At 43.5% G+C, this 19891-nt stretch carries 17 protein-coding genes and 2 riboswitches; of the genes, 12 read left to right on the forward strand and 5 right to left on the reverse strand.

Annotated elements, in window-relative coordinates:
* Positions 1–489: 489 nt before the first annotated feature.
* A complete protein-coding gene (locus BMZ06_RS18470) occupies positions 490–672 on the reverse strand; it encodes a YjzC family protein (protein ID WP_089754391.1) in 183 nt (60 codons plus the stop codon).
* A 283-nt stretch (positions 673–955) separates the two neighbouring features.
* On the opposite strand from BMZ06_RS18470, the gene BMZ06_RS18475 reads away from it, so the two are divergent.
* From BMZ06_RS18475 to BMZ06_RS18500, 6 genes are all read left to right on the forward strand, one after another.
* On the forward strand, positions 956–1939 hold the full coding sequence (locus BMZ06_RS18475) for a ring-cleaving dioxygenase (protein WP_089754393.1): 984 nt from the start codon (positions 956–958) through the stop codon (positions 1937–1939).
* A gap of 204 nt (positions 1940–2143) precedes the next feature.
* The gene (locus tag BMZ06_RS18480; protein WP_089754395.1) at positions 2144–2758 is read left to right on the forward strand and encodes a hypothetical protein; all 615 of its coding nucleotides are present in this window, start codon (positions 2144–2146) and stop codon (positions 2756–2758) included.
* Entirely contained in the window at positions 2743–3492 is a 750-nt protein-coding gene (locus BMZ06_RS18485) for a cytochrome c biogenesis CcdA family protein (RefSeq protein WP_089754397.1), read from the forward strand. Before BMZ06_RS18480 ends, BMZ06_RS18485 begins: the two co-directional genes overlap by 16 nt.
* An 18-nt stretch (positions 3493–3510) precedes the next feature.
* Positions 3511–4092, forward strand: coding sequence for a redoxin domain-containing protein (locus tag BMZ06_RS18490; RefSeq protein ID WP_089754399.1), 582 nt, complete (start codon positions 3511–3513; stop codon positions 4090–4092).
* 15 nt (positions 4093–4107) lie between these two features.
* Positions 4108–4791, forward strand: a complete 684-nt coding sequence (locus BMZ06_RS18495) for a response regulator transcription factor (RefSeq protein WP_089754401.1) — start codon at positions 4108–4110, stop codon at positions 4789–4791.
* Positions 4778–5875, forward strand: coding sequence for a sensor histidine kinase (locus BMZ06_RS18500; RefSeq protein ID WP_089754403.1), 1098 nt, complete (start codon positions 4778–4780; stop codon positions 5873–5875). Before BMZ06_RS18495 ends, BMZ06_RS18500 begins: the two co-directional genes overlap by 14 nt.
* 42 nt (positions 5876–5917) lie before the next feature.
* On the opposite strand, the gene BMZ06_RS18505 is transcribed toward BMZ06_RS18500, so the two are convergent.
* Both BMZ06_RS18505 and BMZ06_RS18510 read right to left on the reverse strand, forming a co-directional pair.
* A complete protein-coding gene (locus BMZ06_RS18505) occupies positions 5918–6595 on the reverse strand; it encodes a superoxide dismutase family protein (protein WP_089754406.1) in 678 nt (225 codons plus the stop codon).
* 139 nt (positions 6596–6734) lie between these two features.
* A complete protein-coding gene (locus BMZ06_RS18510) occupies positions 6735–7856 on the reverse strand; it encodes a zinc-dependent alcohol dehydrogenase (protein ID WP_089754408.1) in 1122 nt (373 codons plus the stop codon).
* A gap of 217 nt (positions 7857–8073) precedes the next feature.
* Between BMZ06_RS18510 and BMZ06_RS18520 the strand changes: the two genes are divergently transcribed.
* Positions 8074–8832: a class I SAM-dependent methyltransferase gene (locus tag BMZ06_RS18520; RefSeq protein WP_139205859.1), complete on the forward strand. Its 759-nt coding sequence runs from the start codon at positions 8074–8076 to the stop codon at positions 8830–8832.
* Positions 8833–8869: 37 nt separating this feature from the next.
* Positions 8870–9298 (forward strand): FosM family fosfomycin resistance protein, encoded by a 429-nt coding sequence (gene fosM / locus BMZ06_RS18525; RefSeq protein WP_089754412.1) that lies wholly within the window; start codon positions 8870–8872, stop codon positions 9296–9298.
* 132 nt (positions 9299–9430) lie between these two features.
* Here fosM and BMZ06_RS18530 read toward each other — a convergent pair whose 3' ends face one another.
* Positions 9431–10642 carry an Nramp family divalent metal transporter gene (locus tag BMZ06_RS18530; RefSeq protein ID WP_089754414.1) on the reverse strand — a complete coding sequence of 404 codons (1212 nt, stop codon included), beginning with the start codon at positions 10640–10642 and terminating at the stop codon, positions 9431–9433.
* 171 nt (positions 10643–10813) lie between these two features.
* Positions 10814–12295, reverse strand: a complete 1482-nt coding sequence (locus BMZ06_RS18535) for a xylulokinase (protein WP_175477928.1) — start codon at positions 12293–12295, stop codon at positions 10814–10816.
* Positions 12296–13076: 781 nt separating this feature from the next.
* On the opposite strand from BMZ06_RS18535, the gene BMZ06_RS18540 reads away from it, so the two are divergent.
* The 4 genes from BMZ06_RS18540 to guaA all read left to right on the forward strand — a co-directional run bounded on the left by BMZ06_RS18540 (position 13077) and on the right by guaA (position 19295).
* On the forward strand, positions 13077–14042 hold the full coding sequence (locus BMZ06_RS18540) for an AAA family ATPase (RefSeq protein ID WP_089754419.1): 966 nt from the start codon (positions 13077–13079) through the stop codon (positions 14040–14042).
* Positions 14039–15304, forward strand: coding sequence for a DUF58 domain-containing protein (locus BMZ06_RS18545; RefSeq protein ID WP_089754421.1), 1266 nt, complete (start codon positions 14039–14041; stop codon positions 15302–15304). The genes BMZ06_RS18540 and BMZ06_RS18545 overlap by 4 nt, the downstream gene beginning before the upstream one ends.
* A complete protein-coding gene (locus tag BMZ06_RS18550) occupies positions 15304–17505 on the forward strand; it encodes a transglutaminase TgpA family protein (protein ID WP_089754423.1) in 2202 nt (733 codons plus the stop codon). Before BMZ06_RS18545 ends, BMZ06_RS18550 begins: the two co-directional genes overlap by 1 nt.
* 30 nt (positions 17506–17535) lie before the next feature.
* Positions 17536–17637: riboswitch (purine riboswitch) on the forward strand.
* Between the two features lie 119 nt (positions 17638–17756).
* Positions 17757–19295 (forward strand): glutamine-hydrolyzing GMP synthase, encoded by a 1539-nt coding sequence (guaA, locus tag BMZ06_RS18555; RefSeq protein ID WP_089754425.1) that lies wholly within the window; start codon positions 17757–17759, stop codon positions 19293–19295.
* Between the two features lie 83 nt (positions 19296–19378).
* Positions 19379–19481, forward strand: a riboswitch (purine riboswitch).
* The last annotated feature ends 410 nt before the right edge of the window (positions 19482–19891 follow it).

Genomic DNA, 19891 nt, shown 5'->3' on the forward strand with positions numbered 1-19891 from the left:
TTAAGAACTATTATCGTCTGTCGTCAGCCTCGAAGAAGTGGCTGAATCGAATTGACTGGTATGTTTTGAAACGTCTAGCTCTGTTTAACAACAAGAAAAGACAGCGCCGAAATCTTCATGGTCATTTGGAGGAAGTAAAGAAACAAACCCAGTATCAACTGGTGTGCTTAGCCAAGTAGGGTAACCGTAATGCCAAAGAAAGAAGAACATCGGAAAGCCGTATGAGGGAGAACCTCACGTACGGTTTGATGAGGGGGAGCTGAAAGTAAAAGGGGAGAAATCCCTTTTGAAATCAGTTCTCTACTCTACCGCGGAAAGCGAGCCGTTCCCTTCCGCCCCTTTCTCCACACAATATCTCGAAACTGAGTCTTCAACTATTCGGCCCTATTGTTTAAGAAGATTCTTATTTAAGTCAATCATTTACTACGAATGAATAGAAAAGACCGGATCAAGGTTTCCCTTGGATCCGGTCTATCTTACGTTTGCTGATTACGACGTTTTTACCCAGTGGGCCGCTTCATTACTTGAAGGAGAAGGGGGGAACTGTTCACCTTTTTCCACTTTCACTTCAGTATTGTCCTGATTTGAAGAACCTCCACTGACTAAGCTTTGTACCTTGTAAGTACCTGATTCTGGCGCTTTTTCGCCTGTCTTATAAGTGTTTTGTGCCATGTTGCTCCACCTCCTGAATAAATTAGGCTGTCCTTTTCTTATATAATGTATGTACCATAGAATGATTGGGTTAAAACGTAATTTATACATAAAAATGGAAAATAGGAGATTCGTCAGATATGGATGAATGAGGAAGTGGTAGGAATTAAGGAGATATAGTTCGAACAGCATACTATGATTACTAAAGCCTGTTGAAGCCTCTATAAATTGACATTTACTTGTATTCATATTATATTTATCTTGAAATTGAGATAAATTATTTTAAGTCAACGGAGGGTATGAAATGAACGAATTGAAGGGCTTGCACCATGTTACCGCTATTACCAGCAGTGCGGAAAAGAATTATGAATTTTTCACATATGTACTAGGAATGCGGCTGGTGAAGAAAACGGTCAATCAGGATGATATTCAGACATACCACTTGTTTTTTGCGGATGATAAAGGGAGTCCGGGAACAGATATGACATTTTTTGATTTTCCAGGAATACCCAAAGGTGAACACGGAACGAATGAAATATCTAAAACTTCCTTCCGGGTGCCCAGTGATGAAGCGCTCGAGTACTGGGTGAAGCGGTTCGACCGATTAGAAGTTCAACACGAGGGAATTAAAGAGAATTTTGGAAAGAAAGTGCTGCCGTTTACAGACTTTGATGAACAAGCATACGAACTCGTCTCCGATGAAAATAACACAGGGGTACCCGCGGGGACTCCTTGGCAGAATGGTCCGATTCCACTGGAGTATGGCATAACTGGGCTTGGACCGTTGCATGTTAGGATTGCAGATTTTGATTATTTTAAAGAAGTGCTGGAAAAGGTTCTCCTGTTCAAAGAAATTGCCAATGAAGGTCCTTTTCATCTATTTGAAGCAGGGCAAGGAGGTAATGGTGCTCAGGTAGTAGTGGAGCATAATGATCAAATGCCTTCCTCTCGTCAGGGTTACGGTACGGTGCACCATGCGGCTTTTCGTGTAGAGGATCGAGAGGCACTGAATGAATGGATTGACCGTATGCCGCGATTTGGATTTAGGACCTCTGGCTACGTAAACCGCCATTATTTCGAATCCTTATATGCCGGTGTAGCACCACAAATTTTGTTTGAGTTTGCGACCGATGGTCCAGGGTTTATGGGAGATGAACCATATGAAACTCTGGGCGAAATGCTGTCGCTGCCTCCAATGCTTGAGCCTAAACGAGAAGAGATTGAACAAGCGGTACGACCAATTGATACCGTTAGAAGTACAAAGGATATTAAGAAAGAATATAACTAAAAAGGTAAGCCCTCTCCAAGTTGAGGAAACTCGGAGAGGGCTTTTTTTGAGTGTTATACAAATACTTCCACCTCAGGTCATCCATATTTTAGCACCTCAGGTCATACAAATATTGTAAATGATATATGTTTATGTGTGTTCATCATATTTTCACAGAAGTGAGGTATGATGGAATTCAATTCAATAAAAGTAGAGGTATGAAAGATGACTATTCAACCCGTAACAATTATTCGAGTTGCTTCATTAGTAATTGCTGCCTTGATCATGTGGCTGGCTGTTTCGAAGGATACGGTTCACAAGAAAAGGGCACTAGAGCAGTTTAGCTCTGTGCTCGTGACGTGGGCTTTATGGTTTATTGGGGTGAAACTTCTGACGACCTGGCCTCTTGTGCTGGAGTATCCACTTTCCGTATTAGCGTACCCAAGCGGGACCCTGGAATTTTACTTAGCTTCTCTGCTGACGATCAGCACAGAATTTCGCAGAAAAGAGAAGCATCAGACTTTCATGCGCGAGTATATTCTTCTGCTCGCTTGCAGTTTTTTCTTTTTTACATTACTTTCCCAATTGCTGCTCGAGCGAGGTGGACTGGTCGAACTAGTTCTGTTTTTTGTGTATCTGGCAGCCTTGCTGCTATCCAGGCAGGTTCTTATAATAAGCGTTCTTTTTTCTATTAGTGCTGCAGCTTCTGCATGGGTAGGCGGACCCACTGATTTAATGGGATATCGTATGGATCCGTGGTTTTATGTAGTGACCAGCCTCGCGGTGTTTTTGTTATGGAATTTAGAGAAGAGGAGAGAGGTATCATGTCGGTCGATGTAACGATATGGCTTGCTTTCGGAGCTGGAGTCATTTCATTTTTATCTCCATGCACACTTCCTTTGTTTCCGGCGTATTTGTCCTACATAACCGGAATGAGTGTGAAAGAGATTAAAGAGGATCAGAGTGCCAAGGTAAAAAGGAAGCTGCTTCTGCATTCAGTGTTTTTTCTGTTAGGAGTATCGACCGTATTTTTGACGCTGGGGATTGGGGCTTCATACTTAGGAAACCTGATTCAAGGATTTTTGTCAGGCGAATCAGGCCTTTTACTGCAGCGGATTGCGGGTGTATTTATTATTCTGATGGGCTTTTTTGTAGCTGGCTGGCTTAAAATTAATTGGTTTATGAGTGAAAAGCGAATGAGCTTTAAACCGCGCCGTTCGTTTAGTTATGCCGGCACCTGGTTTGCGGGAATGGGATTTGCGGCAGGGTGGACACCGTGTATCGGGCCTATTTTTGCCTCCATTCTTATGCTTGCCGCAAGCCAGCCTGCACAGGGAGTGCTGTACACCTTCGTGTATGTTCTTGGATTTATTCTGCCTTTTCTTGCTTTTTCCTTCTTCCTGGGATCTACACGAGTCATTTTGAAATACAGCACTCAGATTATGAAAGCTGGTGGAGCCATGATGATTATGGCAGGAGCACTTTTATATACCGGGTATATGACGAGGATTTCGACCTTTCTGCTGAATCTCGTACAAGATACCTGGCTTTCCAATTTAGGAATTATTTTTTAATATGAAAGGAGACAAGTTATGAAACGCTGGATCATTATATTGGCTGTGACGGCTTTATTCGGCTGGGCGATCTATGATTTTGCTTATCAGGGTAAAGCGAGTTCTGACCCTGAAGAAGAGGGGACGACGGTTACCACGGGAGAAACAGATGAACTTTCGAATGGGGCAGAAAACGGGAATACGGGACTTGAAAAAGGTCAGCAGGCCCCTGACTTTACTCTTCAGACACTTGAGGGAGAAGAGGTATCTTTATCCGATTATCGGGGTAAAAAAGTGATGATTAACTTTTGGGCTACCTGGTGTCCTCCTTGCCGGGCGGAAATGCCTGATATGGAGAAATTTTATCAGAATGAAGATATTGTCATCTTAGCTGTAAATCTGACGGAAACCGAATCCGGTTTAAAAGAGGTTCAGGAGTTCAGAGACGAATTTAATTTATCTTTTCCGATCTTATTAGACAAAAAAGTGGAAGTAGCCAATAAGTATCAGATTAATCCCGTTCCTACTTCGGTGTTCGTAGACGAAGATGGAAAAATTGATTCCGTGATGCTTGGAGCGATGAACTATGACATGATGCTTCAGCGACTGGAGGAATTATAGGAGAGAGTACGTTATATGAAACCGGAAATTTTAATTGTAGAAGATGATCCGAAAATCTCAAATCTCGTTGCTTTATATGTGAAAAACAGTGGTTATGAGGCACTTCAGGCTTATGATGGCGAAGAAGCAATGCGTCTATATGGCGAACGGAAACCATGCTTGATTATTCTCGATCTGATGCTTCCAAAAGTCAGCGGGGAAGAATTCTGTCAGTGGGTGAAGGAAGGACGGGAAGATGATCCTGGAGTGATTATGCTCTCGGCGAAAGCCAAAACGGATGATAAGATTAGCGGCTTGAAGCTGGGGGCAGATGACTACGTGACGAAACCGTTCAGTCCTGAAGAACTAATGGCACATGTGGAAGCTGTACTTCGTCGAACGGGGCGGCTCTGTCAAAAGATTGTATCTAATGGCCTTGTGATCAAACCTCGAAAAGGAGAGGTGTGGCTGAATGACCGCCTGCTCGAATTAACCCATTATGAGTTCAACTTGCTTTATTTTTTAATGGAAAATGCCGAACATGTATTTACAAGAGAACAACTGGTCCAGCAAATCCATCCGTATGGAGAAGCAGAGATTATGGGGCGTACGATTGATGCCCATATAAAGAAACTGCGCAGAAAAATCGAGCGGGACCCAGCTAAGCCTGAACGGATTCTTACCGTGAGAGGAATGGGGTATAAATTTGTTCAAAATTAAAAGGAGCTTAACTCAGAAGCTGTGGGTTAAACTCACTATGGCCAATATAGCCATGCTTGCTGCGGTTGTTATTCTTACAGGCTTCCTCCTCTATCGAACCGCTTGTTTCTTGGCTTCGAACGTAGCTGGCGTCGAGGGACAGACCCAGACGTCCTTTAATTCCACCTTGTCTTCCTATGTGTGGATCATTACGCTGCTTCTTATTATAATAGGTGCCTTCTTCTATTCCGTTATAACGAAGCGAATGCTTGAGCCTGTCAATGAACTCTCGCGCGCCATTCAAACGATGAAAAAAGGGGAGTATCCTACGCAGTTGACGGCTCGGTCCCGGGACGAAATAGGAGAACTGGTTCACCATGTGAATCATTTAAATTCTCTGCTTGAACAGCAGGAGAGCAGTAGAAACCAAATGCTTCATGATCTCTCTCACGAGCTGAGGACTCCGCTTTCAAATTTACAAGGTTATTTGGAAGCACTTAATAAAGGAGTAATCCAGGGAGATAAGGACATTTATAAGTCTCTCGCTGAAGAAACAGAGCGGGTCACTCAGTTGGTTCAAGGGCTGGATGAAGTGAAGAAATGGGGCAGAAACGATGGAGAAAGTAACATAACCAAGCAGTACACAGCCATGGATAAGTTTATCCGGCAAGTGGTACAGCTGTTCGAGATCGAATATGAGCGAAGGGGAATTGATTTAATCGTTCATGCTTCTCCTCAAGTGATCATGATTAATCAGCAGGGTATCCAGCAAGTGGTAACCAATCTGTTAAATAACGCCCTGCATTATTATCAAGGACGCTCCCCAGTAGAGGTAAAAGGGGAAGCAGATGATTCGTTCTATACGTTAACTGTCTCAGGTCCTGGAAGCCCTATTCCTGCTGGGGAACAAAGTAAAATTTTTGAACGGTTCTATCAGGTCGACCCATCGCGAACACGTACCATTGGGGGATCTGGGCTTGGATTAGCGATCAGCAAGGAAATTGTGGAAAAGCACGACGGGAATAAATGGCTCGAAACAGACGGGACAATTCATTCGTTTCATGTGCAACTGCCTTTAGATATGAAAGAGCATAAACACAACTAAGAAAGCCCCTGAGTGCCAGGGGCTTTTTATAATGGATGATAATTATTCAGTGATTTCACCGCACGCAATTCTTTGGCCCGCATCACCTGAAGGCTGAGATTCTTGATCATCAGCTCCAGCATGAATAACGAGAGCCGTTCCGCCTTCCTTCAGGAGGGAATTCTCCTGGCCTTCTTCCAAAGTAACCCGTTCCGCCGTCAGTTCTTTTTTAATAGAACCTTCTTCGGATACTTCAAGATTAGGAAGATCTCCTGCATGGGGGCCATCCTCCGATTCTGTTCCATGACTGACGTTGGTCGGGTTAAAGTGACCGCCTGCTGATTTAAAATCTGGTCCTTCGCACATGCCTTTTTCATGGATGTGGAATCCGTGAGTGCCCGGTGGAATATCCGATGCACTGAAATCAATTTTTACAGCGTTATCAGCTTGTGTGAGTTCAGCTTTGCCCATCTCTCTGCCTTCCGTATTCATCATCTGTACAGAGATGGTTTTACTAGAGTCGTTCTCTGACTGGGCCTCGCTGTTACCTTCAGATTCACTATTTTCACTAGACTCTTTTTCCTCTGAAGTTTTCTCACTTTCTCCATTACCGTCCGCATTTGTTTCGACGGATTCGTCTCCATTGTTTCCAGAATCTCTGGCACTGTCTTCATTTTCTGTGCATGCAGATAGAGCAAGTACGGCTAAACAAATAATTAGTAAGGGAAGTAGACGCCTCATATAATCTCTCCTTTAAGTATCAATTAATGGATAGGTTAGTTTTTGAAAAATGGAAAGAAGCTGAACTGAAAAAAAGCCGATTCCTTTTTACTAAAACAATGTAGAAAAGCAGCAAGTGCTGGACTTGCTGCTTTTCATTTTAGGGCTTAAGGACAACTTTAATGTTGTCATCTGATTTCTTATCAAAAATATCATAAGCCTTAGGTGCATCTTTCAGGTCCATTTTATGCGTAATGATATCAGTAGGGTCAAACTCATTGTTTTCAATCATGTTGTAAAGTTCCGGCATAAGGTGAATGACAGGAGCCTGCCCCATTTTTAAGGAAACATTACGACCGAACAAGTCCCCAATTGGGAAATTATCCGCATTGATTCCATATACACCGGTTAATTGAATGGTTCCGAATTTCCGGACTGACTCCGAAGCTGTAATAATCGGGCTGATATTCTGGTCATCACTAGGACCGTGATCGCTTGAAGCAACGGTGCCGTCCATTCCTACACAATCAATGACTACATCGGCCCCGCCTTGGGTTGATTCGTGGAGGAAACCGCCGATTTCATCATGTTCTTCGAAGTTGTACGTTTCTACGTTGTTGGTTCTCTTCGCATGCTCAAGTCGATGAGGAACATGATCGATGGAAATCACTCGCTTGGCTCCTTTTTTCCAGGCGAATTTCTGAGCCATCAGACCGATTGGTCCGGCGCCAAGGATAACCACCGTATCATCTTGCTTCACACCGCTGTGTTCTACACTCCAATACGCGGTCGGTACTACGTCTGACAGGAAGAGAACACTTTCGTCTTCCAGTTCACTTGATTCCGGGACGACAAAGGAAGTGAAATCAGCATAGGGAACGCGAAGATACTCCGCCTGACCACCAGGATAGTTCCCGAATTGTTCGGAATAACCGAATAATGATCCATTGTCGCTATGCGGGTTAGAGTTATCACACTGGCTTTCCATCTGGTTATTGCAGTAGAAGCAATCGCCGCAGCCGACGTTAAACGGGATAACTACACGGTCTCCCTTTTTAACTTTTTTCACTTCGGGTCCAACTTCTTCCACAATCCCCATAGGTTCGTGGCCGATAATGTAATCTTCGGACAGGGGAATTCCGTTTTTATAAAGGTGCAGATCTGATCCGCATATCCCTGTTGCCGTTATACGGACGATCATATCGTCGCCTCTTTGAATTTTGGGAACTTCAACGTCTTTTACTTCAACATGGTCTTTTCCTTGATAGGTAAGTGCTTGCATGGAAAGTCACGCCTTTCTGTGGAATAGATTTCTTCTTATATACGTTCACGCTGCCGAAGGGGTTGAAACTATAAAAAGGGTAATATGGTATATTTTGCCTATTGGTAACCTTTTTTATTGCTGGGTTTATAAAAAGAAACTTTTAAAAAAGAACGGTCAGGCAGAGGGGCTTCACGTTATAGTATAAAAGCAGGTGTACATAACAGAGGAGGGAATAATGGTGTCAAAAGAGATTCTAAAACAAAATAAGGAAAGCTGGGAGATCGTTGCGCCACATTTCACCGGCGTGGATGCTTTGCCAAACTATGGTCCATTCGCTCAGAGCGAAGAAGAATTACATCTTTTCGAAGATCTTCAAGGCAAAAAAGTGCTTGAGATTGGTTATGGCAGCGGGCACTCCTTGCGTTATATGAATGCTAAAGGGGCGAGTGAACTGTGGGGAGTCGATTTATCCAATACGCAAAACGAAGCGGCCACTCTACTACTTCAAGGATTGAACCCTCATTTATTCCGTGGAGCGATGGAAACTGATATTGGACTGCCGAGGGAGTATTTCGATTATGTGTACTCGGTCTATGCGATTGGATGGACGACAGATTTACAGGCAACCTTTGATCTCATTTATTCCTATTTAAAAAAAGGCGGGATCTTTATATTCAGCTGGGATCATCCTCTATATGCACATATGACTAGTGAAAATGGAAGGTTACTCTTAGAGGGATCCTATCAGGAAGAAGGGGTTAAAGTCATGGAAAATTTTAAAGGGGAAGAGGTGGATATGATGATCTATAAGCGGAAAATGTCTACTTATCTTAATCAGTTAATTCAATCGGGATTTCTAATAGGTGAAGTCATAGAGAGTGAGCCTGGGCAGAACTACGATGGAATAGAAGCAGAAGTGTCCGATCGCTATTATTCATTGTACAAAGCCCGCAAGTTTCCGGCGACTATGATTATAAAAGCAGGTAAACGCTAGGCTGAAAGCTATAGATAATATAGAAGGAGTTGAATCTATGTCCATTCAAGGATTAAATCATTTTCTATTTTCCGTATCGAATTTACACAAATCTATAGATTTTTACCGTGAGGTCTTTGGCGCAGAGTTATTGGTGAAAGGAGAAAACACGGCTTATTTTGATTTAAATGGGATGTGGCTGGCGCTTAATGTGGAAAAGAATATTCCCCGTAATGAAATCAGCCAGTCCTATACTCATATCGCCTTTACTATTGAACCTTCTGAATATGAAGCAATTTATAACAAACTGGTGGCTTTGAATGTAAATATTCTTTCTGGACGGCCGCGCAGTGAACAAGATAAACAGTCGATCTATTTCACCGACCCAGATGGTCACAAGTTTGAATTTCATACAGGTACTTTGGAAGACAGGCTAAACTATTATAAACAAGAAAAACCACATATGGAATTCTATGACCGGTCATAAATCTCATCCTAATATTCCCACCTCAGGTCATCTATATAATGTAATTAAATCCATATAATGTAATTTATCTTTAGGTTCTAATCTAAGTAAAGATAGATATAATCAAAACCCGTCCGAGGACGGGTTTTGGGGTTAGAATATTCCAAACGACATAAGGGATAAGGTTACCGTAATGATAAAGATCAGCCACCCTGCTATATTGATCCAGATTGGATTGACGTATTGGTGCAGTGTTTTTCGATTATTCATGGCAAACATTAAGAATAATACGATAATCGGCAGAATCAATCCATTGGCATATTGGGAAAAGACAATGAGCTGGATGGGATCATAGCCCAAACTTGAAAAGATGACACCGACGAGCAGCACGACCATCCAGACTACACGGAATTTCGCTGAACGTAGATTTTTTTCCCACCCCAGCGCTCCGGCTGTGGCATAGGCAGCAGCCAGAGGAGCTGTCATGGAGGAAGAAATTCCAGCAGCAAAAATCCCTATGGCAAAGACGTATTTAGCCCATGATCCAAGCAGCGGCTGCAACTGCTCTGCCATTGAGGAAGGGTCCTGAATGGAAGTTCCTAAAGGAAAAGCTGCTGCAGCTGTAATGATAATGGAAACGGATATAATTCCGCATATTGCCATAGTCAAAATCACATCGAAGCGGCTGTCGCTTAGTTGTTCTTCCCCTTTAAATCGTTCTTGGACGGTAGAAGATTGCAAGAACAGAGTGTAGGGGACAATGGTGGTCCCTATTAAAGAAATGACATACAATGTATTTCCGGAGGAAACCTTAGGAACGAATCCTTCTGTGAATATGGCAGAGAAATCAGGCTGAACTACAATAGCAGTGATCACAAAGCTTAGTGTCATTATTAAAATAAGTCCTACAAATACTCGTTCAATCACCTTATATTGGCCAATCCATAAGAGAATTCCGGCGAGGACCCCAATCAAAATAGCAACCAATTTAGTAGGAAGGCCGGTGATCGCTACCATCCCGAGCGCTCCGCCCACGATATTACCAGCTTCATAGGCTGCACTTCCAATCACGATGGCAGAAATAATTAATAAAATCGTGAGCCATTTTAATACAGGATTGGAAAACTGTTCTCTTAAAATAGTACTTAAATCCTTGCGAGTAATTACGCCAAGTCTTGTTACCATTTCCTGTAGAAACATGGTGGCTATGACAGAAAAAACGAGCGCCCATATAAGAGCGTAACCAAATTCTGCTCCAACATTACTGGCTGTCGTGACCGTTCCTGGTCCGATGATGGCCGCAGCCACAATAGCGCCTGGTCCGACATTTTTCAGCCGTCTTTTAAAAGTGCTGTCTTTAGACATAACGTTCCCTCTCTTTCTATTTTTAAAATAGGAAGCGGCGAGTCTTGAGAGACTGCTTCGGCTAGGTCAGAGAATATGTACAAGGAATTCATTACATTAACAGGAAAATATTTTAATTTTTTAACAATTCCCTTCATGAGCCTCCGTTAATCGTTTTATTTATAACGTCAATCAGTTGTTATAGGTACCCTGAAGACCTGGATAAAGCTTGAGGTAACGCTTGTATTGGGATCTGTAAGTCTCCTGGTTTTCTTGTTCAGGGGTGAAGACTTCGGCTTCCTGGGGAACGATATATTTTTCAGTAAATTCAGCGTAATCTTCTACCCAGCCCATCCAGATGAAAGCAGTCGAGGCAGCTCCAAGTACAGTGGAGTATTCACTTTCATTTGGAACTCTCACCGGACTATTCAAAATATCAGCGAGTGTTTGAGTCCAGACGCGGCTTCTCGTTCCACCTCCTATGATCGTTATCATTCCTTCTTGTTTTTCAGAGAGGGATTCAATCACCTGGCAGCAGGAAAAGCATAATCCTTCCACTACTGCACGTGTAAAATCGGATTTCTGGACAGCTGGGTGAAGCCCAACGAAGGCACCTGAAGCTTCAGGGTCCATAACCGGAAACCGTTCTCCGTGCAGATAAGGCAAAAAGAGAACGCCATTTGCACCCGCTGGCGAGGCAGCGGCCATTTTTTCAAATTTCTCGTAAGGTAATTTAGTCTGGTCTCCCCAGATATGGACGGCCCACTTGTGAACGTTTCCGGCGTTCAACAGCGGGGCGATGGAAATGTTGGTTCCTCCCGGCAGATGCGAAAGGGTAAAAACTCCGTCTATCTTATTCACCCTCTTTTCAGTTGGAGCAGCTGCCCATCCCGTAGTTCCCAAGTATAAATATAAATCACCTTCGTGAAGGGCACCTGCACCGAGCGTAGCGGCACCTGCATCCCCGCTGCCGCACAAGACAGGTGTGCCCACAGAAAATCCTGTCCATTGAGAGACTTTATCCGTTATCTTTCCTGCTTCTTGTTCCGGTTCAAGGAGGCGGGGCATCTTGACGGCATCTATTAAAAAATCGGAAAGAAGTTCCTCGCTCCACCTCCGCTCATGTAGGTCCATTAGACCTGAAGTTGCTGCGGTTACCGGGTCGGTTACTGCTTCATTTGTGAGCTTATAGATGAGATAATCCTTCGCGCTGAATACGAAGGCTTTTGCAGATTGATATTGATCTGGCTGATGCTTCTTCATCCATAGTAATTTCGCGAAAGGAGTAGAAGAGCGGATCGAATTCCCTGTTATATTTGAAAGGTAAGGCTTCTTTAATTGGATAAACCGTGCTTCTTGATCAGCTCTTGTGTCTGAATAAAGAATGGCTGTAGAAGCTGTTCCAGAAGGATCTAGCGGAATAACATCTTCCATTTGGCCGCTAAATGTAATTACCTTGATGGCCTCTACACGTTCGGGAGTGGTGTCCTGCCAGATTGAAAGGATAGTTTGAAGCGCCTGCCACCATTGTTCCGGCTGTTGTTCAACTTCCCCGTTTGGGCCATACTTCGTTTCAATTTCTATCGACTGTTCACTCGCCCGGTGACCCTGTCTATCTAAAAGAATTCCTTTTAGAGCAGATGTTCCCAGGTCGAATGCTGCTATGTAAGTCATTCTGATCCCTCCAGATTGAATAATTAATTCTAATTTCTTCAAATTGTACATGATTCTATCCATATAATGAACGTGTAAGATTAAGAGATGATAGAAATGATAATCTGGTTTATTACGGCAATTTATTATGAGAAAAAAACAGCTTAAGAAGGTTGTGAAAAAAGGTTTGTATTTATTTGTAAAAAGATAGGCATAGAGGTATATTTATGTTATCTTTAATTCAAGCCATCTTAATTAAAGAGAAATTATAAAAAAAGAGACGATGGTTTGTATAGGTATAGGATTAGGTGGTGAAGCTCTGGTCCATCAGGCCAGGGCATCCAGTGGCAGTAAGTCATATGGAGTAAAAAAGTGGGGATCCTCATCATGGATTTCCACTTTTTTATTTTTGAATGTGTAAAATCACCATGTTGCTTGAAGGAACTAGGAGAACCCCCCCACAGGGAGGGATAACGACCGAGGAGGCTTGCCGTTACCCACAGGAAAGCGAGTTATTTCCCCGCCAACTCTCACTCTTTTATGGCAACGGACCCAGAATATTTCGAAACTGAGTCTTAAAGTAACCCGCCCTTTAGTTTCATAACTTGATTATTGAAACAGTAACAGGTTTAATAGATCCTGATTTTTACAAATTCATAATGTTACTGAAATCCCGATAAGAGGGGGATTTTAATAGATAGGTACAACTCCATATTTTGTCCCGAGTCTCTGGATGTAGTATAGTTAGAATGAGCGTGAGAATTCTGACAATAGTGTAATTAGGAAGAGAGGGGTACACCTAATGAATCAGCAAACATTTTTATATCAGCCAAAGATTTCTGATGTGATGAAAAATATTAATAAGGTTATGATTGGGAAAGAAGAAGCGGCTTTACTAAGCATTGTAGCTTTGCTCGCTAAAGGGCACGTACTGCTTGAAGATGTCCCAGGCGTAGGAAAGACGATGCTTGTAAAAACCCTTGCTAAATCCTTAGATTGTGAGTTTAAACGAATTCAATTTACCCCAGATTTGCTGCCATCTGACGTTACAGGTGTTTCTATATATAATCCGAAAGAAATGGAATTCGAATTTAAGCCTGGCCCTATTCTAGGAAATATTGTACTGGCAGATGAGATTAACCGTACTTCTCCGAAAACACAATCCGCTTTGCTTGAAGGTATGGAAGAAACGAGTATTACGGTGGATGGAAACGCCGTGCCTCTTAAAGATCCTTTCTTTGTCATGGCTACCCAGAACCCCATCGAATATGAAGGAACGTATCCACTGCCTGAAGCTCAGTTGGACCGTTTTTTGTTAAAGATGAAAATGGGATACCCTACTGCAAGTCAGGAAATGGAGATGCTGAGCCGGACCTCAGGCGGACACCCGATCAACGAGATTTCGTCTGTAATCACCCGTGATGAACTGGTGTCCTTACAGAAAGAAGTCGAAGAAGTGTATGTGGACACAACCGTAAACCGCTACATTATTGACTTAGTTACAGGCACTCGGAAGCATGAAGGTGTCTATCTGGGTGTGAGCCCTCGTGGATCGATCTCCCTCATGAAAGCTGCTAAAGCATATGCATTTGTTCACGACCGTGATTATGTCGTGCCCGATGACGTCCAGTACCTCGCCCCTTATGTATTGTCACATCGTATGATTCTTACTTCTGAAGCGAATTTTGAAGGAGCAACGCCTGAAAGTATTATCGAAGAGCTGCTCTCCGCCACCTCCATTCCTGTAAAGAGGAATATTAGTGAATGAGACAGACTCTTCAATTCACGGCTAAACTCCTCGTTGTATTGACATTGTTTGCTGTTTTATTTTCTTATGCAATGTTTCAGGGAGGCTTTGTCAGCTGGTTTCTCTTCTACGCATTTCTTCCTTTTCTTGTCTATATGACAGGGGTGCTTCTTTATCCAATAAACGATTGGAAGGTAGAACGTAAACTTTCAAAAAGGGTAGCCACAGGAGGCGAAAGTGTTGAGATAGATGTGACACTCACAAGAAGAATCCCTTTTCCCATTTATTATTGCGTCATTGAAGAGTATCTCCCGGAGTCCCTTAAGAAACAGGACCGTCATCTAGATAAATTTAGAGATATGGAGAAGGCAAGTGAATTTCAGCAGGACAGAATTGTGAAGAAAGTCATGTTCCCCTGGTTCAAGCAACATTTACGTTACCATTATGAGCTTGAGAAGCTTCCGCGGGGGGAGCACCAGTTCAAGGCATTCCGTATCAAAACCGGGGACTTTTTCGGGTTTGTAAAAAAAGAGCACGTGTATCGGGAAGAGGATAAACTTCTCGTCTTTCCTTATAAGCGTCCAGTGAAGCTGCGTGAACGTGTTTACAGCTTTGAACAGGGAGCGAGTCCCTCTTTTAAACTCAATGAAAAAAACACGAACGTCGTCACAGGTGTTCGTGAATATATGCAAGGCGACCGCTTTGCCTGGGTGGATTGGAAGACTACAGCTAAAAAGAACCAAATGATGACGAAAGAATTTGAGCAGGAAAAAAGCGTCGATATGCTCATCATTTTGAATGCGGTCTATCACCCCACTATGAACCCTTTGAGTTTTGAAGGTTCCGTTGAATTTACTGCATCTTTATTAGAAGAACTTCATAAAAAATCTTCGCAGCTTGCTTTTATGACTCTTGGAGATGGACGAGCGTATTTTCCGTTTCATCAGAACCATTCACAGACCCATAAAATTCAAGGCCACTTAGCTAAGATTAAGCCGCTTGGCCGAGTGCCATTTTCGCAGCAGCTGGACCGTGAACGGGCTCAGATTCCTTCTGGGACGATCGCTTTAGTGATCAGTCATTACTTAGATGAAAATACGGAACAATCCCTCGTTAAATTAGCGAAAAAGAGTAAGCGTCTCGTCTTTTTTTATGTGCGCCCCCGAGAGCAGGTGAGCTTTCAGGACCATCAGCACATTAAACTGTTAAAAAATCAGGGAATCGTTGTGCAAGTATTATCAGAAGAGCAATTGACTCGACAAGAATTTGAGGTGAGTACCTGATGCCTAATACAATTAATGACCAGCGCTCTACTGTGTTTAAACTTATGATTTATGTAATTGGTTTTCTATTATTCTGTGAATGGCTTCTGCCTCTGGAAGCTATTACGGAAACGAAAAATGTAACGATCTTTTTTATTTATGCAACGTTTTGTTTTTTTATTTCTTTTATTCAGGTTCCGTGGTATTTATCTATGCCTCTCAAACTCTTGGGCTTAGCCTTTATATTGGACGGACTCTATATTGCAGAAACCATTTTCAGCGGCCATTGGTTTTCTATCCTATATGATCAAATCATCTTTAATGTCCAGGTGATTCAGGCGCAGGAATGGTGGCAGATGACTCCTTTATTCCGTAGTCTGCTTTTCCTCATCTTATTATGGCTAATGAGTTACTTGCTATTTTACTGGATCGTAGTGGCTAACCGTATGTTCGTGTTCGTACTGCTTACACTTATTTACGTTACGGTGGTGGATACGTTTACCGTCTACGACGGGAAATGGGCGATTATCCGCACATTCGTTTTGGCAATGGCTGCTCTTGGTGTTACCAGCTTCCACAAAGAGATGGATAAAGAATCGATTGCTTTGGGAGGGTTTAAAAAAGGTCACTTATGGGTGCTGCCTTTGATTGCGATTATCCTGTTTTCAACCGTTGCGGCTTATGCTTCTCCTAAACTTTCTCCGCAGTGGCCGGACCCCGTTCCCTTTATCCAGAGTGCTACCGGGGGTGCTGGACCTGGAGGGAGCGGTGTCGTCCAAAAGGTAGGCTATGGTGAAAATGATAGTCGTCTCGGAGGATCATTTATTCAGGACGATACTCGCGTCTTTACGGCCATGGCCGATGGAGAAAGGTACTGGAGAATTGAATCGAAAGATACGTACACCGGGAAAGGCTGGGAAGATACATTGGAAGATCCGGTCCAAACGGTTTCTCCTGACAATATTCCTTTTCAAACCTTTACGGATGAAGTCGAAATAGAAGAACAGCAGTCCCTTATCGAGTTAACTAGTGCAGCTGATTTTCAAAAGCTGGTGTATCCATATGGCACCACTTCGCTTGACACTAGTGACGGGTATCAGCTTCGAGTTCATGAGAATACCGGTGAAATGGATACACTCAAAGGAGACTCCCCGGCTAAATTGAACAGATATGTCATCAACTATGATTTTCCTTCTTTTGAATATGATCAGCTGCGTGAATCGAGTACCGAAGACCCGGAAGAGATCAAAGAGAACTACTTGCAGCTTCCTGATTCCCTGCCGGGGCGAGTGCGCAACCTCGCCAGTCAAATCGTAGAAGACGAGGACAATCGATACGATAAGGCAAAAGCTGTAGAGTCGTATTTTTCATCGAATGGATTTGAATATTCAACGACTGATGTACCGGTGCCTGATGAAAATGAGGACTATGTAAACCAGTTTTTATTCGAATCTCAAATCGGATACTGTGATAACTTCTCCACGTCCATGGTGGTTATGCTGAGGTCAGAAGGCATTCCAGCACGCTGGGTAAAAGGGTTCACAGCTGGAGAGCGAATTGATGCCACGGATGTTACGTACAACGATGAACTCCAGAATAAATATGAAATCACGAGCGGCAATGCGCATTCGTGGGTGGAAGTTTATTTCCCTGATGTGGGCTGGGTTCCTTTTGAACCAACGAAAGGGTTCACAAACAATGCGGACTTCTATACGGATGTAGAAACCGATGATAGTGATTCAGCGGCTTCCGGTTCCGATACGGAAACCCCGGAAGACAATATGGGCAACCCGCAGCAGATGGAAGAACAGGAAGCAGCGTCTGATTCTGAGTCCGTTAACATCGATTCAGAACAGAGCTATGTATGGGTTTATGTTCTGGCTGCCTTTCTAATCCTTGCTTTACTCGTTCTGTATGTGACCCGTTACAAGTGGATCTCCGCTTTTCTCATTCGACGCTATCGTAAAAAAGAGGACGAGGAAACGTATGAAAAAGCTTACCAATATTTACTAAAAGTACTGGAGCATAAAGGATTTAAGCGTAAACCCGAACAGACGCTAAGAGACTATGCCTTTGTCGTCGATCGTCACTTCCAGTCCAATGACATGCGGCGTTTAACGAATGATTATGAGCGTGTTCTGTACAGAAATGAGAGTCACCGTTCCCATTGGCCGAAAGTCACTGAATTATGGGAAAATTTAATTAAAAAAGCATTGTCTTGATTCCTGTCAGAACCGTTGATAGAATGAATGAAATTAGACGCATTCTTCCTTCGTATATCCTCGAGAATATGGCTCGAGAGTCTCTACCGGGGCACCGTAAATGTCCTGACTATGAAGGTGGGGATCACGTGACGAGATATGCACGGATGGATTTCTGCCTTCGCCTGAATTATTTTAACGGGAAGGTGGGAATCCTTTTTTTATAGGCCCCTGGTCGTGCGTTTTTTTCTAATGAAAAGGAGTGGAAAGATATGGAGCAGGTCCAAGGTATGATCCTGGTACTGGATTTCGGAAGTCAATATAACCAATTAATTACCCGCCGTATACGTGAGTTCGGGGTTTATAGTGAACTTCATTCTCATAAGATGACGGTTGAAGAGATCAAGGAACTGAACCCAAGCGGAATTATTCTTTCTGGCGGACCTAACAGCGTCTATGGAGAACATAGCTTCCGTTGTGACGAAGGTCTGTTTGAGCTGGGGATTCCGGTGCTTGGCATTTGCTATGGCATGCAGCTGATGACTCACCATTTCAAAGGAAAAGTGGAGCGTGCGAATGAACGCGAGTACGGAAAAGCAGAGATTAACATAGCTGAAGATCCGATTATTTTTAAGAAAACTCCCCGAAATCAGACGGTTTGGATGAGCCATAGTGACAAAGTTATTGACCCGCCTCAAGGCTTTGTCGTAGATGCGACTAGTCCTTCCTGCCCGGTAGCTGCGATGAGCAATGGGGAAATTAATATGTACGGTGTTCAGTTTCACCCAGAAGTGCGTCATTCCGAGTATGGAAATGATATCCTGCGCAGCTTCGTATTTGATGTATGCGATGCGAAGGATGACTGGACCATGGAGCACGTAGTGGAAATGGAAGTAGAGAAAATCCGCGATCAAGTTGGGGATCGTAAAGTGTTGTGCGCGTTAAGCGGTGGCGTAGATTCCTCTGTTGTTGCAGCGCTGATTCACCGTGCCATCGGAGACCAGCTGACTTGTATTTTCGTTGATCACGGACTGCTTCGGAAAAATGAAGCGGATGACGTGATGCGCACGCTTGGTGATGGGTTCAATATGAACATTATTAAGGTAGACGCGAAGGATCGCTTCCTAAGCAAGCTTGAAGGCGTATCCGACCCTGAACAGAAGCGGAAAATCATTGGTAATGAGTTTATTTACGTCTTCGATGACGAAGCAGAAAAGCTGACGGAAATAGATTATCTCGCTCAGGGAACTCTTTATACCGATATTATTGAGAGTGGTACGGAAACGGCTCAAACAATTAAATCGCACCACAATGTCGGTGGCCTTCCTGAGGAAATGGAACTGCAGCTGATCGAGCCTTTGAATACACTCTTCAAAGACGAAGTGCGTGCGCTTGGAACCGAGCTTGGTGTGCCGGAACATATCGTTTGGCGCCAGCCATTCCCGGGACCTGGACTTGCGATTCGCGTATTAGGTGCGATTACGGAAGAGAAGCTTAAAATCGTTCGTGAATCTGATGCGATTTTGCGTGAAGAAATCAAGGAAGCTGGACTTGACCGTGATATTTGGCAGTACTTCACCGTCCTTCCGGATATTCGATCCGTAGGAGTGATGGGCGATGAGCGAACGTATGACTATACGATCGGTATTCGTGCGGTTACATCCATTGATGGGATGACGTCCGATTGGGCCCGTATTCCTTGGGACGTCCTGGAGAAAATCTCCACCCGCATAGTGAATCAGGTTGATCACATCAACCGCGTGGTTTATGACGTAACGAGTAAGCCGCCGGCTACAATTGAATGGGAATAAACGAACATTAAAGTTATTTTTTATGCTAAATGTTCGGAAATAGGGTTGACGAACTATAGGCTTCCCTAGTAAGATAGAGAAAAATTAAGAATTAGTAACACCGCCGTATAATTTTGGGAATAAGGCCCATGAGTTTCTACCGGACCGCCGTAAATTGGTCTGACTACGCTGGTGAATAGTTGACGCCTTGCATGTGGTTTGTGCCTGGCTCATCTATTTCCTTCGTATATAGGTAGACACTCTTGATCATTCAAGAGTGTTTTTTATGTGTGCCCGGCACGGGTGTAAACTCTAGGGTTCAAGTCCCGAGCGGCGAAGGTCGTTGTAGCCGTTAGTCAAAGGCAAGGGTGTCCAGGGTGACCTGAAATCTGAAGGAAGCCGGAGACAAATTTCCGCCCCGAGGAACACAAATCTCATAAAAGGCTGTCTGTCTGGGGTGAGTCTGCATAACAAGACGAAACCCCAACGACCAAAGGGGCAGGCAGTAAATGAGGCGGGGATATGGAAAGGAAGTTTATGCTTTTACCCGGGGAGGTCTGATGGACAAGCCGTACACATGCGGTAACCGATTCCCCAAAGAATCGCTGAACCATCAG

The sequence above is a fragment of the Halobacillus alkaliphilus genome, assembly GCF_900113125.1.
Classification (GTDB): domain Bacteria; phylum Bacillota; class Bacilli; order Bacillales; family Halobacillaceae; genus Halobacillus; species Halobacillus alkaliphilus.

What these genes read in the sequence shown, in the direction of transcription:
- BMZ06_RS18550 (WP_089754423.1), top strand. Translation starts at nt 15,304, where the DNA reads ATGCCTAATACAATTAATGACCAGCGCTCTACTGTGTTTAAACTTATG.
- BMZ06_RS18505 (WP_089754406.1), bottom strand. Translation starts at nt 6,595, where the DNA reads ATGAGGCGTCTACTTCCCTTACTAATTATTTGTTTAGCCGTACTTGCT.
- BMZ06_RS18530 (WP_089754414.1), bottom strand. Translation starts at nt 10,642, where the DNA reads ATGTCTAAAGACAGCACTTTTAAAAGACGGCTGAAAAATGTCGGACCA.
- BMZ06_RS18485 (WP_089754397.1), top strand. Translation starts at nt 2,743, where the DNA reads ATGTCGGTCGATGTAACGATATGGCTTGCTTTCGGAGCTGGAGTCATT.
- BMZ06_RS18475 (WP_089754393.1), top strand. Translation starts at nt 956, where the DNA reads ATGAACGAATTGAAGGGCTTGCACCATGTTACCGCTATTACCAGCAGT.
- BMZ06_RS18520 (WP_139205859.1), top strand. Translation starts at nt 8,074, where the DNA reads ATGGTGTCAAAAGAGATTCTAAAACAAAATAAGGAAAGCTGGGAGATC.
- BMZ06_RS18540 (WP_089754419.1), top strand. Translation starts at nt 13,077, where the DNA reads ATGAATCAGCAAACATTTTTATATCAGCCAAAGATTTCTGATGTGATG.
- BMZ06_RS18535 (WP_175477928.1), bottom strand. Translation starts at nt 12,295, where the DNA reads ATGACTTACATAGCAGCATTCGACCTGGGAACATCTGCTCTAAAAGGA.
- BMZ06_RS18480 (WP_089754395.1), top strand. Translation starts at nt 2,144, where the DNA reads ATGACTATTCAACCCGTAACAATTATTCGAGTTGCTTCATTAGTAATT.
- fosM (WP_089754412.1), top strand. Translation starts at nt 8,870, where the DNA reads ATGTCCATTCAAGGATTAAATCATTTTCTATTTTCCGTATCGAATTTA.
- guaA (WP_089754425.1), top strand. Translation starts at nt 17,757, where the DNA reads ATGGAGCAGGTCCAAGGTATGATCCTGGTACTGGATTTCGGAAGTCAA.
- BMZ06_RS18470 (WP_089754391.1), bottom strand. Translation starts at nt 672, where the DNA reads ATGGCACAAAACACTTATAAGACAGGCGAAAAAGCGCCAGAATCAGGT.
- BMZ06_RS18490 (WP_089754399.1), top strand. Translation starts at nt 3,511, where the DNA reads ATGAAACGCTGGATCATTATATTGGCTGTGACGGCTTTATTCGGCTGG.
- BMZ06_RS18510 (WP_089754408.1), bottom strand. Translation starts at nt 7,856, where the DNA reads ATGCAAGCACTTACCTATCAAGGAAAAGACCATGTTGAAGTAAAAGAC.
- BMZ06_RS18545 (WP_089754421.1), top strand. Translation starts at nt 14,039, where the DNA reads ATGAGACAGACTCTTCAATTCACGGCTAAACTCCTCGTTGTATTGACA.
- BMZ06_RS18495 (WP_089754401.1), top strand. Translation starts at nt 4,108, where the DNA reads ATGAAACCGGAAATTTTAATTGTAGAAGATGATCCGAAAATCTCAAAT.